Source organism: Lysinibacillus sp. EB106-09-02-XG168 (assembly GCF_058791475.1).
This window is the reverse complement of sequence record NZ_JBYTDN010000003.1, coordinates 3111591-3128310: the sequence shown is the minus strand read 5'-3', so window position 1 is coordinate 3128310 and position 16720 is coordinate 3111591. Positions and strand designations below refer to the sequence as shown.

The window sequence follows — 16720 nt, the reverse complement described above, 5'->3', positions numbered from 1 at the left end:
CTGTAACAATACGAAAGGGGGAATGAGTAATTAATCAACGTAAAATCAAAATAGTATTATTTTTTATTTTGGAATAGGAGGAAATACACTTTTTAGAATTAATCTATAAAATAAAGCGAATTATTAAGAATGTAGCCGATATAATCCAATAGATGATAGAGGAGGTATGGAAATTTGAATAAAAAATTACTTTTCACAGCAGCAGCTATTCCAGCAGCTCTATTTGTACCAACGGTTGCAGGGGCGGTGGGAGCTGATACCGTTACAGTCACAGGGAAAAATACAGTAAATGAAACGTTAAAAGCTTCTATCGAAAACTTACCAGCAAACTCAATTGTTAAAGGTTATCAATGGTACTATGTAGGTGGTTCTAATGATCCAACGAATAAACCAATCTCTGGTGCCACAACAGCGTCATTTACAGTACCAGTAGAAGCGGCAGGCAAAGCAGTTTTCGTGGAAGCGACTACAACAAAAGGCGATAAGTATAAGAGTGAACCCTTTTCGATTAATGAACTAAAACTTTCAATAACTAAGCCAAGAATTGATAGTAGTTCAAATTATGCAGTACCCGGTGAATCGGTACAAGTAGGAGGAGCAATTGTAACCGATGATGCTGGGGCGAAATTACAAAGCAATCAAATTACATATAGCTATCAATGGTTTTATAAAGTTGGTGAATCTTTCACAATAATTGATGGAGCTACTAAAGATACATACAGAATCCCTAATAATGCTTTAACAGATGGCGTTACAGATATAATGGTCAAAGTACAGGCAAAGGTAGGAATTTCTTTGGCAGAATCTGTTGAGTCTGATGTGATAACAGTATCTAATGAACCATCCGAGTCGATGATTGAAGAAATTAAAACTTTATTAATAAATGACAACAAATATAATGTAACAAGTTTAGAATCTTTTAAGGCAAAAGTAAAGGAATTAGAAAGTAAATATGAGGCACTGTCTGCTGCAGCGAAGGCGAATGTGAAAAATTATGATGTATTAAAGCGAGCAGCTGCGGATGTAGATTTAATAAGCAAGTTAAATGAGAAAGTAGATAAGGTAAAAGAGATTAATGAAAAAGACCTACCGAAATATTTAAAAGAAATCGATGAGACCTATGACAAGTTGGATTTATTACAACGTAGCTTAGATCTAAACGATGCCTTATACAATAGCATTAAAAACATTTTGAAAGATCCGACAGATATCGAAGACTTTAAGGAAGTAAGAAGAATAAATCAGGCAATTGTTGCATTATTAGACTATAAAAGTTCTTTTGTTACGTATGTACCTACTAGCATCGAATCCTTACAATCAGCAATAGAAACGATAGAAAAGGATATAGCAAAATTATCTCAAAGTTACCGAGCGACGGTTCAAAATCAAGTAATTTTAAGTGATGCTAAATCGGATATCAAAAAGGTCGAACAATTTATTAAACTTTTCGATAAGCTGTCACCTAAAGATTTACCTAGCAAACAGGTGACTACAGCAAAATCGATACGTACGGCTTATGAAAAGTTAACTTATAAACAACTTAAGCTTGTACCAGCGAAATCTATGAGTACATTACTTCAAGCTGAAAACGCAGAAAACAATCAAATAGACAACTTAAATAGAGAGATTGAAAGTTATGTCGGCGATGTTGATGACACTTACCCTATAGATCCATCAAAAGATTCTTGGCAAGGGCATGTCAATAATGTAAACCGTATTATTAATGAATATAAGGGTTTAACGAAAAATTCAGCGGCTAAAATTGTCGGATATAATAGCATACTAACTTTACAAAAGGATTTTAAAGCAGCAGAAAAAATTGTTAAGGACATGGACGCTTATCAAAAGCTTTCAGAAACGCCAGGAGTAGCTGAGAGCAAGTTAAAAACGAACTACACAAATGTATTGAAAGCATATAATAAGTTAACTAGTTTACAACAATCACTTGTTTATAATGCAAACGATTTTTTATTGAATCCACCGACTATTACAGTTGATGTAAATGGTAAGGAACCTGCTGATAAAGCGGCTGCATTGGCTTTAAAAGCCGATGTTGAGAAGCTTGCTAATGTAACGAAATATACATTTGAACAATTCGAAAGTGCTGTAAATGCGGCAACAACAAAATATAAAAACCTATCTTCAGGTGGACGAAAATATGTTACAAACTATTATTTATTAACAGCTGCGAGTAAAGATCTTTCTGGTGTTAAGTCATTCCATAAAAAAGTACAAACTGCACGACAAGAAACAGATGCTACGAAACAAGCAAAAAAAATTCAAACCGTACAAACTGCATATGCTAAGCTACCAGCAAATCAACAGCATTTAGCCAAACAGCAATATGAAGATTTGCTCAATAATCGTCTAGAAGACGGTAATGCACCAAATATCACAACATTAAATAATGAAATTGCAAAAATTGTCTCAAATGATACGTATACAGTTTCAATAGAAAAAATTAATGAGCTTTCAACTCAATATAAAAAGCTAAGCTCTAGTGATAAAAAACGTATTACAAATGCGTCGATCTTAACAACAGCGGTTTCCGATGCTAAAAAAGTAGAATCATTTATGAAGACGTATGAAAAATCATTTATTAGTAACCCAACAACTGTTATTAAAGCTTTTAATAAGCTAACTTCAAAACAAATGAGTTTAGTTAGCCCAGAAATACGACAATCCATTATCGATAAGGATAAAGGTCAACAACAGTCTAATGAAAGTGCTTTGAAATTAGTTGAATCAATTAATTCATTGCTCGTAAATGGTGAATATATTGATGACTTGGAAACGAAAGTAAAAGAAATTCGTACAGCATATGATGGCCTTAGTGCTTCAGAAAAGAGCGTCGTAAAAAATTATTCTAAACTAACACAGGCCGAGAGTGACTTGAAGAAGGTAGCTGATGTACATGCGCTTTACGTACCTTCGACAGACGATAATGCAGCAGCTCGTAAAGCTTGGCAAACTGCTTATGGTAAGCTCTCGAAAAAATTAGAAATTTTATATAAGAAAATGTATGCAAACGATTTATAAATAATTGTTTAACCAAAGCCCCGAATAAAGAAAATTTATTCGGGGTTTTCATGTTGTTGAAAAACAAAATGGTCAAGGGAAACTGCAATTTAAATGAGAGGGATTTCTGTCTAGATCGGGAGTCGAGTTGCTTTCTTCGCCGCTTAGCTTTTATTTAGATACAATGCTAAACATATAAATTTGAGTGATATGTAAGAATATACATGCTATGTGGAGTGGTTGATAGAAGTGGAGACCGGACGCCCCTAGGAAGCTCTGCTCTGCGCGTCAGCGGCAAAGCGCCCGGTCGGAACTGAAATCAACCTCTCGTTTTGCGTAAAAGCTATACTTTATTCATAAATCACCCTTAATTTCATAGATATAATTGTTCTTCGGTAGAAAAAGGTACAGGTTAAATGTATCTTTTTTATTTGTGTAGAATATCAACTCTTAGATATACTATTTATAGTTAATCTGCATAATAATTGAGAATTTTTTGTCATAACCAAAGTAGTTTGACATAGAAGGTAGGAACTAAAGATGTATAAAATAGGTGTTGTTGGCCCAATAAAATCCGTAAAAAAAATTATCAAATTAGCACATGAAATCGAACAGGATATGGAGTTTATCCCATATATTTATTCGATTGCTACAGAAACGAAACATCTTGTGGAAACCTACAATCGAGATGTTGATTTTTGGCTATTTTCGGGATACATACCTTATAAAATTGCTAGTCAGGCAAGTGTCTCACAGGATAAGCTGGCACATATCATCTTTTCTGAGGCGGCCATTTACAAAGGTTTTTTTGAGCAATCCTATAAAATAGGGAAAGTTATTGAGAATGTCAGTATTGATATTATTTCATCACCTGCACAAATGGCATCAGAAGGATTGGCGGAAATCGAGAAGAATGTAAGGAACATGTATGTAAAGGAATTTGATGTGGCCATTGATCCGAAAGAATTATTTGATTTCCATTATGACCTATGGCTGAAGGGGAAAATCGATTTTGCGATCACATGTTACCCATCTGTCGATGAAGAGCTGAAAAAGAGAGGGGTTCCCTCCTATTGGGTGTCGCCTACAAAAACAGAAATTTACCATACCGTTCAGCTATTTACCGAAAAAATTAAAACTTCGTATTATAAAGAAACGCAAATAGGTGCTGTCATGCTCGAAATAAAAGAATTCGATTCATTGAAGGAAAGAATGAAACAAGGATATCGTATTCAATATTTAGAATTGCGCATGAAGGAAAACTTACTGCAATTATGCGAACAGATTGATGGCTCCTTAATAGAGGAAGGGAATGGGAGATATACTGTTTTCAGTACGAGGGGAGCAATCGAAGGGCAGATTCAATTCATCAAGGAAAAGATGTACCAGCTGTCCATTGAGATGGAGGCAAAGGTTACAGCAGGAATAGGCTTTGCGCAAACGGTATTTAATGCCGAATTAAATGCGCATAGGGCTTTACGTCAAACGAAAGAACATGAATCGATTGATATTGTCATGATTCAAGATGATGGTACAATGATTGAATCTCTCGGAAATAGCGAGGAGCTAACATATTCCTACCGAGCTGATGATCCTACTATCCTTGAAAAATTAAAAAAAGGCAATGTTAGCATTAAAAACTATACAAGAATACAAGCGCTAGTTCAAAAAATGAGCTGGAAGCACTTTACGACAAAAGATTTAGCCGCACAGCTTCAAATGAGTGAACGAAATGCACAGCGCATCGTGGCTGATTTATGTAGTGTAGGTTTAGCGGAAATTTGTGGAGAAGAATTACAGCATACACGTGGTAGACCAATAAAAATATACCAGCTTGTGATGTAGGTCAAGCATTTGAAATATAAAATGCCCTAAACCAATGAATGGTTTTTAGGGCATTTTTTGTTTGGCGGAAATTTTCGTAAATAGAAAAATACAAGTTTTTTAGTTATTATTCGTTTTCGATGAATATTTAACAAGTGTAGATAAATCAACGGTTTCCTAGTTTTAACGACGTATGATAGATACCATTTTTCATGCGATTATCTATTAAAAATTTTCAAAATAATATTGTCAATTCATAAAAAGTCTATTATTATACGAATATATAACGAAATCGTCGCTATATAGGGGTCTATTTTAATAAATAGGGAGAGATGAAAAATAGTATAGAAAAGTTGTAAAAGATAACGAGATGGAAGAATAAGAGTTTTAGTTGTCGCAATATTCGAGTAACTGGATGTCTTTTTCCTTTAATACTATCAATTGCAGCAACGCAGTTTAAACATGGGAGGGATAGTAATGACAACGAATGAAGTAACAAAAAAATCCAGAAATTTAATCCTTGCACTCTTATTTTTAGGATGGTCATTAGGAAATCTAGATCGTTACATCATGAACTATGCAGTAGTATCAATTACGGGTGATTTAAATTTAGATGCTTCTTCTACTGGAATTATTTTAAGCGCTTTCTTTTTAGGCTATGCAATTATGCAAATACCTGGCGGTTGGTTGGCTGATAAATTTGGCGCTAAAAAAATCTTACTTTTTTCAGTAATCATGTGGTCGATATTTACAGGTTTAACGGCAATAGCTTGGTCTTTAGTTGCGATGATTGTCATTCGATTTTTATTTGGCATTGGGGAAGGTGGGTTCCAACCATCGAGCTCTAAAATTATTGCGACGATTTTTCCGAGGGAGGAACGAGGGCGAGCGATGTCAATTATGCTTTCCTCTGGCGGCATTGTTTCGTTAATCGTACCTTTACTCGCAGCTTATTTGTTAGGAACAATTGGCTGGCGTACGATGTTTGTTGTAATTGGTGCGATCGGAGCCATTATTGCATTTTTATATTGGAAATATATCAAACTTCCACAAGAGGAAGTAGTGGAAAGTAGTAATGGTAAAGAAAATACTTCTACGAAAGTAAACTTTAAGGAACTTTTTAAGACACCGCTTATGTGGAATTTAATGATTGCATATTTCTGTATTTATGCGGTGAACTGGGGATTAGTTTCTTGGATTCCGACATACCTTCAAAAAAATCGTGGACTCGATTTAATGTCGATTGGTTGGGCGCAAACAATCCCAGCTATCACTACTATTATCGGTATTTATGGAAGTGGTTATCTCATTGATAAGTTGCCGCGAGGAATGGACAAAATCTTAGGTTCAATTTCATGTGGAGTAATTGGTATTTTATTGTACTTCATGTTTACAGCGGAATCGGTAACGATGTTTATTGCTTATCAAACGGTTGTTACTTTATTTATTGCATTTGTTATTACATTATTACCTGCCATTGTGTTAAAGAAATTACCTTCTTCTATTACAGGTTCCGCAATGGGAGTTGCTAATACAGGCGGGCAATTAGCTGGATTTGTAACGCCAATGGCAATCGGCTTTATGGTAGATGCTTTTAACGGTTCGTTCGATGCAGCATTTTGGATGTTGATTGGATTTGCAGTTATTTGTATTATTTCGCTTTTAACGTTAAATGATCAAAAAGGAAGTCTTTTGAATTCATAATAGGGGGTATAAAAAGATGAATGTACATGAAAAAATTTCTTCATTAGTTGAGTCAAAAAGGGATGCTTTTATTCAATTAAGTGATGCTATCTGGGCAGTACCTGAACTTCACTTTCAAGAAAAGAAATCTGTTCAATATATGAGGGACGCTTTAGAAAAAGAGGGCTTTACAACAGAACTTGGCATCGCAGGACTTGATACAGCACTAGTAGGAACGTATGGATCGGGAAAGCCGGTTATTGCCTTTCTCGGTGAATATGATGCACTCCCTGGCTTGAGTCAAAAAGGTGGGGCTACTCATTTCGAACCATTAGAGGACGGAGAAAGTGGCCATGGTTGTGGGCATAACTTATTAGGTACAGGAGCATTCTCCGCTGCTGTTGCGGTGAAAGACTATTTAGAGCAAAATAATCAATCAGCGACAATTCGTTTCTACGGTTGTCCAGCAGAGGAGAATGGTTCAGGAAAAGCTTATATGGCGAAGGCTGGTATTTTTGATGATGTCGATATTGCAATATCTTGGCATCCTGGTACTTTTACAACTGTAATGACTTGCAGCTCTCTAGCAAACTATGCTGTTACGTTTAAGTTTACGGGAAAAAGTGCACATGCAGCAGCAGCTCCACATTTGGGTCGGAGTGCATTAGATGCAGTTGAACTCATGAATGTTGGGGTAAACTATTTACGCGAACATATTATTCCAGAAGCGCGTGTGCATTATGCAGTTACAAACACAGGTGGATCATCACCAAATGTCGTTCAACCATATGCAGAGGTGACATACTTAATCAGAGCACCTAAAAAGCATCAAGTACAAGAGATTTATCAACGTGTTGAAAATATTGCTAAAGGTGCAACTTTGATGACTGAAACATCGTTAGAAATCGCCTTTGAGGGAGCAGCGTCCAATCTTATCCCAAATAAAACACTTTATGATGCGATGCAAAAACAAATAATTGATCTAGGAATGCCTACTTATACAAGAGAAGATGAACAGCATGCCCAAGCTATTTTTAATACATTTACGCCTGAAATCCAGGCATCAGCATTAGTAGGTCTAAAAAAAGATGATGCTATGCGGTTACAAGGTAAAGTTATTGCTGACCACATTCCAAGTGTCCTACCTGAATTTATATTAGGCGGATCAACGGATGTTGGAGATGTAAGCTGGAATGTCCCGACTGTTCAATGTACAACTGTATGTATGGCACTAGGTACACCGCTTCATACTTGGCAGGTTGTATCACAGGGGGTTATGCCAATAGCACATAAGGGAATGTTACAGGCAGCAAAAATAATGGCTTGCACTGCTGTGGGTCTAATTGATAATCCATCACTGATTGAAGAAGCTAAAAAAGAATGGAAGGAACGTCTGGACGGGGAGACTTATGCTTCGCTAATTCCAGAAGGTACTAAGCCTCCGAAATTTTAAAAAAGTATACCAAAAAGAGTCTTCGTAGGGTAAACTATGGAGGCTCTGTTTTTGCCTATTATTAAGTTTTTTCTTAGTTAAGTGTACTTATTGAGTAGTTATGGCGTAAAATGCCGTTTTTTGAAAGGAGATTACAAAATGCCGACAGAACATAACAATCATAATAATAATCAACTTGCGGCAGAATGGGTGGAACAGTTTCGTCCTTTTGCTAAAGAGGGGCAATGCGCAAGTTATATTCCTGCTTTAGCTGAAAAAGATCCAAATCAATTAGCGATTTCGATTATCGGCACTAATAATGACGAAATGAAAGCCGGAGAGACAACTGAACTATTTACGCTGCAGAGTGTTTCAAAGGTCGTTACATTTATTTTAGCGTGTATGGAACGAGGATTACCTTATGTTTTAGAACGAGTAGATGTTGAACCTACAGGTGACACCTTCAATTCAATCATTCGTCTAGAAAGTCATCAGCCTGGAAAACCGTTTAATCCAATGATTAATGCAGGAGCCATTACAGTATCCTCTATGCTTGACGGAAATTCGCCGCAAGAAAAGGTTTCAAAAATCCTTTGTTTTTTAGAGCAAATGGTTGGCAAGAAATTAAAAGTGAATGAAGAGGTTTATCAATCTGAATGGCAAACTGCAAATCGAAATCGTTCATTAGCCTATTATTTAATGGATTCTGGCTTTTTAGACTGTCCTGTAGAGGAGGCATTGGAGGTTTATTTAAAACAATGTGCGATTGAAGTAAATGTTTCAGATTTAGCGATGATTGGTTTAGTAATCGCCAATGATGGTTATCATCCACTAACAAAAACACAGCTTTTTCCTAAGCAAGTAGCAAAATTAGCAAAGGCATTGATGGTTACTTGTGGTATGTATAATGCTTCTGGCAAATTTGCTGCATTTATCGGGTTACCCGCTAAAAGTGGTGTTTCCGGAGCGATTTTGGCGGCAGTGCCAAGTCATGCAGGCTTAGATTCGCCTTTTCCAGCTGGGTGTGGTATTGGCATTTATGGACCAGCAATTGATGACATCGGGAACAGCGTAGCTGGCGTGAATTTACTTAAGCATATCGCTACCGAATGGAATATGAATATTTTTTAACCAATGAAAGATGACTTCAGTATATGGAGTCATCTTTTTTACTTCTTTCAGCGGATTTTTAAACATTCGCCAAGATTATACCGGTTAATTTGTAATAAAAAAAGCCCTGAATAGCTTCACTTTGCTTAAAGTGTCACTATCCAGGACAATATAATTTAGCGTATTACTTTCTTTTTTTCTTATAAAGAATCAGCAGCAATATAAACCAAATTGGTGTCAATAGTAATGCGGTACGAGTTGCTTCTGAAATGAACATCACTACTAATAGAAATGCAAAGAAGGCAAGTACTAAATAGTTCACGAACGGAGTAAAAGGTGCTTTGAAAATTGATGCTTCATGAAGTGCACGATTTTTACGTTTATAGATGATATGAGAGATTAATATAATACTCCACACCCAGATAAAACAAATGGCACTAATCGTTGTCACAACACTAAAGGCGTTTTCAGGCATTAATTTACTTAGTAATGCACCAACAGATACAACAATTGCAGATACAACAAGTGCGTTGCTTGGTACACTGTTTTTATTTAGCTTTGCAAACGTTGGCGAAGCTTGCTTATTGTTTCCAAGATTAAAGAGCATCCGACTTGTAGAAAATAAACCACTATTACCAGCCGAAGCAGCAGATGTTAGAACGACAAAATTAATAATCCCTGCAGCAATTGGAATACCGGCTAGTGTAAATACTTGTACAAATGGACTACTAGATGCAGACATTTCATGCCAAGGATTAATGCATAAAATAACAAATAACGCCCCTACGTAGAATAATAAAATGCGTAATGGAATTTTGTTAATGGCAGAAGGAATATTTTTTTTAGGATCGGCCGTTTCAGCAGCAGAAACCCCTACTAATTCGACACCAACAAAAGCGAAAACAACCATTTGGAATGCCATTAAGAACCCATGTAGACCATTCGGGAATAACCCGCCATGTGCCCAAAGATTTTCAACAGAAACTGTGCCAGAGCTAGTTTGAAAGCCTGTAAATAACATGAATAATCCAATCACAATCAGTGCAACAATTGTAATGACTTTTATAAGTGCAAACCAAAATTCTAGTTCGCCAAATAGTTTTACAGTTAATAGATTCAACATTAGCAACAGGACTAAACAGCCAATTGCAGGCACCCATTGTGGAATATCAAACCAATATTGTACATAAACGCCGACAGCGATAATATCTGCCATAGCGGTCATAATCCAGCAGAACCAGTATGTCCAGCCAGTAATGTAACCTGCCCAAGGTCCTATATATTCGGACGCAAAATCAGTAAATGATGTATAGCCAGCATTCGATAATAACAGTTCACCTAAAGCCCGCATAACGAAAAATAAGGCGGTTCCGACAATTAGATAGGCGAAGATGATGGAAGGTCCTGCTAAAGCAATGGCTTTTCCGGAGCCTAAAAATAAACCAGTACCGATTGTTCCGCCAATCGCAATGAGCTGCACATGGCGATTTTTTAATTCACGTTTTAATTGTTGTTGTTCCACGTTGCTCCCCCTCAAAGATACGTAAAAACTATGACTGGAAATAAAAAAGAGACTAGTAGTGACACTAGTCTCGTAAACGACAGAATAACAAATACCGATCGTGAATGTTGTATGTAAAAAAGAAAACATTCGCGTGGTATAGCTTTCATGATGAAAGTTAATATTACTCCTCTGTCCTTTTGCCTGAGATAGTGAACCCTTCGGCGACGCAAAATGCGCTCTCTCCAGAACTGCTCCTGCTATAGTTTTATCCATAGCATTCATAGCTTGTATTGTATGTCTTGATGACATTATTTTAAGATATTATACATCCTATCAGTGCTACCATAATTATTCAAGGGTAAATTTCAGTCTTTTTCAGAAAAAAAGAAGATTGGAGTTCGTCTAGGGAAAAATTATACGAAACATAGTATTTTTAGACATACGTTAAAATATGGATGATGTTTAATGTTTAGTATAAGGGGGTAAACAGGCTAGGCACGAGTGGGGAAGGAGCTAGAATTTAGGTAAAGGAAGTTGAATGTGATGTGAGCAGTATATTGCAACACACTCTACTTTTTTCTGTTCAATAAGTTGTCAGACGTTAAACAATAAATATAATATAGTAGAAACTCAGAATTTTTTGCAAAAAGTAAACCATCTCATAGTCATTTGAGATGGTTTCTTCCTGTTGAAAACAAAGTGAGATAGGTATATAAATAAATTTACTTAGATTTCACGAGATATTTATTTAGAGTAGTCACTTATGCCTTAACGATATTTTGAGATTATTTTTTAGACTTTATTTTACCTGTCCAAGTACGGAAGCCACCTTGAAGTTGGTAAATTTGGTTGTAGCCACGTTTTGTAAGAAATAGAGCAGCACGTGAGCTACGGCCTGTATTTTGACAGTATAAATATACTGGTAAATCTGGGCGAATTTCTTTATGACGTTGACGTAGAGTTGTTGAAGGAACATTACGTGCACCAAGAATGTGACCTGCATCAAATTCTTTTTGCTCACGTACGTCGATAAGCTGCGCTTTACGATAGCCTTCAATAAATTGTTCTTGTGTTAGGTTTGTTACGGCTTTTTTTAGTCGTAGGGCATTGATGCCGATATATGCAATTACGACTACTAAAATAACACCGATTGTGATAAGTATGTTTAACAAAATTTCTTACCCCTTTCTATCTTCTTTATTATTATAAAAGATGCGCTAGCGATAGTCCAATGAGTTTGATAAAATTAATTAGATTGTGGCTAGAATTAATCTATCTTTTGTATATGAATGTTTTAGTGAAAGGCCACAGAATCATCCACTACTTTCTTGGTTTAGTGTGGGATTACTTAAATATAGAAAAAAAATTAAACGAAAAGTGTCAAAATTTGAGAAGCACTATTTTTGGCTCATCATTTGGAGTAGGATGAAATTTGTTAAAATGTATGCCCTATATAAGCTGATTGGAGTGAAGGCTGGGCCACTCCACGGGGATTAGCCTCACAGATGAGACCCTGTAGCGAAGCGAATGTTTTCTGTGCGAAATTGTAGTACTAATGCAGCGGTAGCAAATGTTTTATCTGTGCGAAAGCGAAGCGACAGCAACAAAAATGTTTTATCTGTGCGAAAGCGAAGCGACAGCAATAACATAGCGCCCAGCCATAACGGAAGCAACCAGGATGAGCCTTATTTTGTACACGTTCGCAAAAGTTTAATTTAATATTTGTAGGAGATGAAAATATGACAACTTGGTATTTTCTAAATTCAGGGAAATGTAGCCCATCTTTCAATATGGCATTAGACGAAGCATTACTTGATTGGCATAGTGAAGGTTTAATTCCACCGGTTATTCGTTTTTATGAGTGGGAGCCAGCAACTCTTTCGATTGGCTATTTTCAACAAGCGAAAAGAGATATTAATCTAGAAGCGGTGCGAGAACAAGGGTTAGGCTTTGTTCGTCGTCCAACAGGTGGTAGAGCCGTTTTACATGAACATGAATTGACATATAGTGTCATTGTTTCAGAAAGCTATCCCGATATGCCTGAATCAGTGACAGAGGCATATAGAGTGTTAAGTGAAGGGATATTGCAAGGGTTTCATAATCTAGGTATGGATGCTTATTTTAGTGTGCCTAATACTGAAGAACAAAGAGCGGACCTAAAGAAACCTAAAAGTGCAGTTTGCTTTGATGCACCAAGCTGGTATGAGCTTGTAGTAGAAGGTAAAAAAGTGGCAGGTAGTGCACAAACTCGTCAAAAAGGTGTTATTTTACAGCACGGAGCTATTTTACTTGATTTAGATCAAGAAAAATTATTATCTGTCTTCAATTTTTCAAGTGAAGAGGCGAAGGCACGCATGCGTAGAAAGATGCCTGAAAAAGCGGTTGCTATCAATAACCTTGTTAAAGAACCTGTGACTATTGAACAATGTGTGACAGCTTTTAGAGATGGTTTTGCAAAATCGTTGCAAATTGATTTAAAACCATTTACACTTTCTGAGGAGCAATTAGAATATGTACATGCACTAGAAGAAAAAAAATATGCATGTGATGATTGGAACTTCAAAAAATAAAAAGAAATAGTATTAAATATTGTTTTGTTATTAAGCGGTAAAAAGATTTTTTGTTGATATATTGCTTATAAATGACCATTTTTAGCTGATTGTAGTGAAGGGCTACTTGACTCCCGCGGGAAAGCGAGACAGACGAGACCCTGCACGGAGCGGATGTTTTCTGTGCGAAAGAGAAGCGTCAGCGAAAAGCAAGTAGCCCGTAACGGAAATCGACGTCTTCTAACTAAAAGTTGAGTGGATAAAAATGGTTGTTTGACATAGCTGAAAAGTATAAGAAAAATATTTTTTTATCGTTCGACCCTTGTGATAACAAGCAGTTCGCATTCTGTTCGAAATTGCAAGAGTTGAATTAAAAAACTATATATAGTATCTTTTTAAAAGCAACATACACAATATGTAGTGTTTGACGACACATGATATTGTGTATTTATATTTGTAAAGCAGAAAATAAGGGAGGCAAAACGATGGTACTCACAAATCATCAACCCGAAGTAAACAAATTTGAACAGTTAAACAAAGATATTGAACAATTTCCACAGGTTCATCCTGTAACACCTGATATGCACATTACGCATAAAGGTGTATCAAGACTTGTAATGATCGATCGCTACTCGTTTAAAGATACGGAAAAGAAAACGTTAAAAGCCGGTGATTTCGTCGTATTAACAGTAAAGTCAGATCCAAAATTCCCTGCACGTGGTTTAGGGACAATCCAAAAGCTTGATATGTCTACAAAAACAGCAGAAATTTTGATTGAGGAAGATTACCGTAGTGCTATAGATGATCCGAAAGAGCAAGAAACGGGTGTGATTACGCGTTCAATTGACGTGCTAGAAAAGCCTCTTGAAATATTTTATGAACAAATCGCAAAACGAAATGCAACAGGGCTTGCTGCTGTTGAAAAAACACAAGAGAAACGCCAAGAATGGTTTGATAAGTTTTATGAGCAGCTAGTCTCATTAAAGTTCATCCCAGCTGGACGAGTTATTTACGGAGCTGGATCTGAAACGGATGTAACTTTCTTCAATTGTTACGTAATGCCATTTGTAGCAGATTCACGTGAAGGAATAAGTGATCACCGTAAGCAAGTGATGGAAATTATGAGCCGCGGTGGTGGTGTAGGGACAAATGGTTCGACATTGCGTCCACGTAACACTTTAGCACGTGGTGTAAATGGTAAATCATCAGGCTCTGTATCATGGTTAGATGATATTGCGAAGCTGACTCATCTTGTCGAACAAGGTGGTAGCCGCAGAGGTAAGCATAATCTAGGTGCTTCTGCGTAAACAAACCTCGTGAATTGCTGGGAACTCTTTAACGGAAATATTGTCACTTTAATCGAGGTGGGAATTATGGATGTTTATGATGCGAAACAGCCACAAACTTGTTAATATGTGGTTTTACAATAGATCATAATAAACAAGGAAGGTTTACGTCTCATTTGAAAAATGAGCATAACTTAAAAAACGCATTATAAATGCATTGCTAGCTACAACGTAACTGGAAACGGTAAGCGTGAATGCTTGAAAATAGCAGTGGGATAAAGACAATCAGCAGCCAAGCCTCTTTCAAAGGGGAAGGTTCAACGACCATCGAAAACACGCTAGTTCGCGGAAGTGAGTAGAGTAGGAGTGAAGCCACTCCGAAGTGCGAGGACATCTAAATAAGATGTAAGATATGGTCTCAACTTCTATGGTGACATAGAGAGTGGGTATAGCGAACCCGCGTAAGAAATAGGCACAAATGATTATGCTGGCAGATTGGCATCCTGATATCGTGGAATTTATTATTTCGAAAATGCAAAATCCACGTATTCTACGATACCTAATCGAAAATACAACGGATAAAACGATTATTCGTCTAGCAAAAGAAAAATTAAACTTTAAACCTCTTTCAACTCAAGAGGAAGCTATGTACCAAGGTATTGTTAACTATAAAGGTATTGAAGGCTTAGGTGGTTTTGATACAGTTATTATTCGCGAAGCGGAAAACAAACTACGCGATGGCGGTACTTATACAGTTCACAATCCAGAGTTTTTAACTGGTGCAAATATTTCTGTAACATTAACAAAAGAATTTATGGAAGCAGTTGAAAGTGACGCTGAATTCGAGCTTCGTTTCCCAGCTGTTGAAGAATATACAAAAGAAGAAATGGCTATTTACAACAGTGAGTGGCATAAAGTTGGAGATGTGCGCGAATGGGAGAAAATGGGCTATAAAGTACGCACTTACCGCACGATTAAAGCGAAGGAATTATGGAATTTAATCAATGTTTGTGCAACGTACTCTGCAGAACCAGGTATTTTCTTCATCGACAACGCCAATGACATGACTAACGCAAAAGCTTATGGTCAAAGCGTTGTAGCGACTAACCCATGTGGGGAACAACCACTTGCACCATATTCTGTGTGTAACTTAGCAGCTGTCAACTTAGCACAGTTTGCGAATAAAGAAGATCAAACAATTGATTACGAAGCATTACGTGAAACAGTTCGTGTTGGTGTCCGTATGCAAGATAATGTTATTGATGCTACACCATACTTCTTAGAAGAAAATCGTGTACAAGCTCTAGGAGAGCGTCGTGTTGGCTTAGGCGTAATGGGCTTAGCGGACTTACTCATTTATTGTGAGAAAGAATATGGTTCAGAAGCGGGTAATGAGCTAGTTGATGAAATCTTTAAAACGATTGCAGAGACTGCTTATGAAGCGTCAACAGAACTTGCAAAAGAACGCGGCAGCTTCCCATTCCTTGTAGGAGCAACAGAGGAAGAAACAGCCCGTTTACGTAAAGCATTCACTGAAACTGGCTTTATGCAAAAAATGCCTGCGCATATTAAAGAGCAAATTTTAGCAACGGGTATTCGCAACTCACATTTACTAACAGTAGCTCCGACTGGTTCGACTGGTACGATGGTTGGCGTGGCAACGGGTCTTGAGCCATACTTCTCATTCACATATTACCGTTCTGGTCGCCTAGGAAAATTCATCGAGGTAAAAGCAGAAATCGTACAAGAATATTTAGAACGTCATCCGGAAGTAGATGAGAATAATCTTCCTGATTGGTTCGTTACGGCGATGGAATTAAAACCAGAAGCACATGCTGATGTACAATGTATCATCCAAAAATGGATTGATTCATCTATTTCAAAAACTGTAAACGCACCAAAAGGGTATACAGTACAACAAGTTGAAAAAGTATACGAGCGTTTATATAAAGGTGGCGCTAAAGGTGGTACGGTCTATGTAGATGGTAGCCGTGATTCACAAGTACTAACACTAAAGGCTGAAGAAAATGATATGGATCAACTGTCATTTGAGGAAGATTTAGTAGAAGTACCAACGAAGCGTCCAGTTGTATTAGTAGATACGATTCAAGCATTAGAATCGACAACAGTTATTGGTTCGGATGTAGGGAATACTTGTCCTGTATGCCGCAAAGGAACTGTAGAAGAAATCGGTGGCTGTAATACATGTATAAACTGTGCAGCACAGTTAAAATGTGGCCTATAAACCGTTTATAAAAAAGATGCGGTGTTTAAAATAAACTCCCGAAGCTTTGCCCCTTTGGATATGATTATC

Annotated in this window: 8 protein-coding genes, 2 pseudogenes and 1 riboswitch; of the genes and pseudogenes, 8 read left to right on the top strand and 2 right to left on the bottom strand. The window is 36.9% G+C overall.

Going from position 1 to position 16720, the window contains the following annotated elements:
* Positions 1-174 precede the first annotated feature (174 nt).
* The 5 genes from AC3WSO_RS16095 to AC3WSO_RS16075 all read left to right on the top strand — a co-directional run bounded on the left by AC3WSO_RS16095 (position 175) and on the right by AC3WSO_RS16075 (position 9088).
* On the top strand, positions 175-3039 hold the full coding sequence (locus AC3WSO_RS16095; RefSeq protein ID WP_492532211.1) for a hypothetical protein: 2865 nt from the start codon (positions 175-177) through the stop codon (positions 3037-3039).
* A gap of 519 nt (positions 3040-3558) precedes the next feature.
* The gene (locus AC3WSO_RS16090) at positions 3559-4863 is read left to right on the top strand and encodes a hypothetical protein (RefSeq protein WP_492532209.1); all 1305 of its coding nucleotides are present in this window, start codon (positions 3559-3561) and stop codon (positions 4861-4863) included.
* A 456-nt stretch (positions 4864-5319) separates the two neighbouring features.
* Positions 5320-6546, top strand: a complete 1227-nt coding sequence (locus tag AC3WSO_RS16085; RefSeq protein WP_492532208.1) for an MFS transporter — start codon at positions 5320-5322, stop codon at positions 6544-6546.
* 16 nt (positions 6547-6562) lie between these two features.
* The gene (locus AC3WSO_RS16080) at positions 6563-7978 is read left to right on the top strand and encodes a M20 family metallopeptidase (protein WP_492532206.1); all 1416 of its coding nucleotides are present in this window, start codon (positions 6563-6565) and stop codon (positions 7976-7978) included.
* A 138-nt stretch (positions 7979-8116) separates the two neighbouring features.
* Positions 8117-9088 (top strand): glutaminase, encoded by a 972-nt coding sequence (locus AC3WSO_RS16075; protein WP_492532204.1) that lies wholly within the window; start codon positions 8117-8119, stop codon positions 9086-9088.
* Positions 9089-9251: 163 nt separating this feature from the next.
* On the opposite strand, the gene AC3WSO_RS16070 is transcribed toward AC3WSO_RS16075, so the two are convergent.
* Together AC3WSO_RS16070 and AC3WSO_RS16065 are read right to left on the bottom strand one after the other, a co-directional pair.
* Positions 9252-10589 (bottom strand): amino acid permease, encoded by a 1338-nt coding sequence (locus AC3WSO_RS16070; RefSeq protein ID WP_492532202.1) that lies wholly within the window; start codon positions 10587-10589, stop codon positions 9252-9254.
* Positions 10590-10750: 161 nt separating this feature from the next.
* A riboswitch (glycine riboswitch) is annotated at positions 10751-10827 on the bottom strand.
* A 529-nt stretch (positions 10828-11356) separates the two neighbouring features.
* The gene (locus AC3WSO_RS16065; protein WP_492532200.1) at positions 11357-11743 is read right to left on the bottom strand and encodes a rhodanese-like domain-containing protein; all 387 of its coding nucleotides are present in this window, start codon (positions 11741-11743) and stop codon (positions 11357-11359) included.
* A 567-nt stretch (positions 11744-12310) separates the two neighbouring features.
* On the opposite strand from AC3WSO_RS16065, the gene AC3WSO_RS16060 reads away from it, so the two are divergent.
* The 3 genes and pseudogenes from AC3WSO_RS16060 to AC3WSO_RS16050 form a co-directional block, all read left to right on the top strand.
* Positions 12311-13141, top strand: a complete 831-nt coding sequence (locus AC3WSO_RS16060) for a lipoate--protein ligase family protein (RefSeq protein WP_349662110.1) — start codon at positions 12311-12313, stop codon at positions 13139-13141.
* A gap of 464 nt (positions 13142-13605) precedes the next feature.
* Positions 13606-14400 (top strand): annotated as a pseudogene (locus tag AC3WSO_RS16055) (ribonucleotide reductase barrel domain-containing protein); the annotation flags it as partial.
* Between the two features lie 478 nt (positions 14401-14878).
* A pseudogene (locus AC3WSO_RS16050) lies at positions 14879-16651 on the top strand (vitamin B12-dependent ribonucleotide reductase); the annotation flags it as partial.
* Positions 16652-16720 lie beyond the last annotated feature (69 nt).

Bases quoted from the DNA above. Each gene is read 5' to 3' on its own strand.
- AC3WSO_RS16090 (WP_492532209.1), top strand. From the start codon at position 3,559: ATGTATAAAATAGGTGTTGTTGGCCCAATAAAATCCGTAAAAAAAATT.
- AC3WSO_RS16085 (WP_492532208.1), top strand. From the start codon at position 5,320: ATGACAACGAATGAAGTAACAAAAAAATCCAGAAATTTAATCCTTGCA.
- AC3WSO_RS16080 (WP_492532206.1), top strand. From the start codon at position 6,563: ATGAATGTACATGAAAAAATTTCTTCATTAGTTGAGTCAAAAAGGGAT.
- AC3WSO_RS16075 (WP_492532204.1), top strand. From the start codon at position 8,117: ATGCCGACAGAACATAACAATCATAATAATAATCAACTTGCGGCAGAA.
- AC3WSO_RS16060 (WP_349662110.1), top strand. From the start codon at position 12,311: ATGACAACTTGGTATTTTCTAAATTCAGGGAAATGTAGCCCATCTTTC.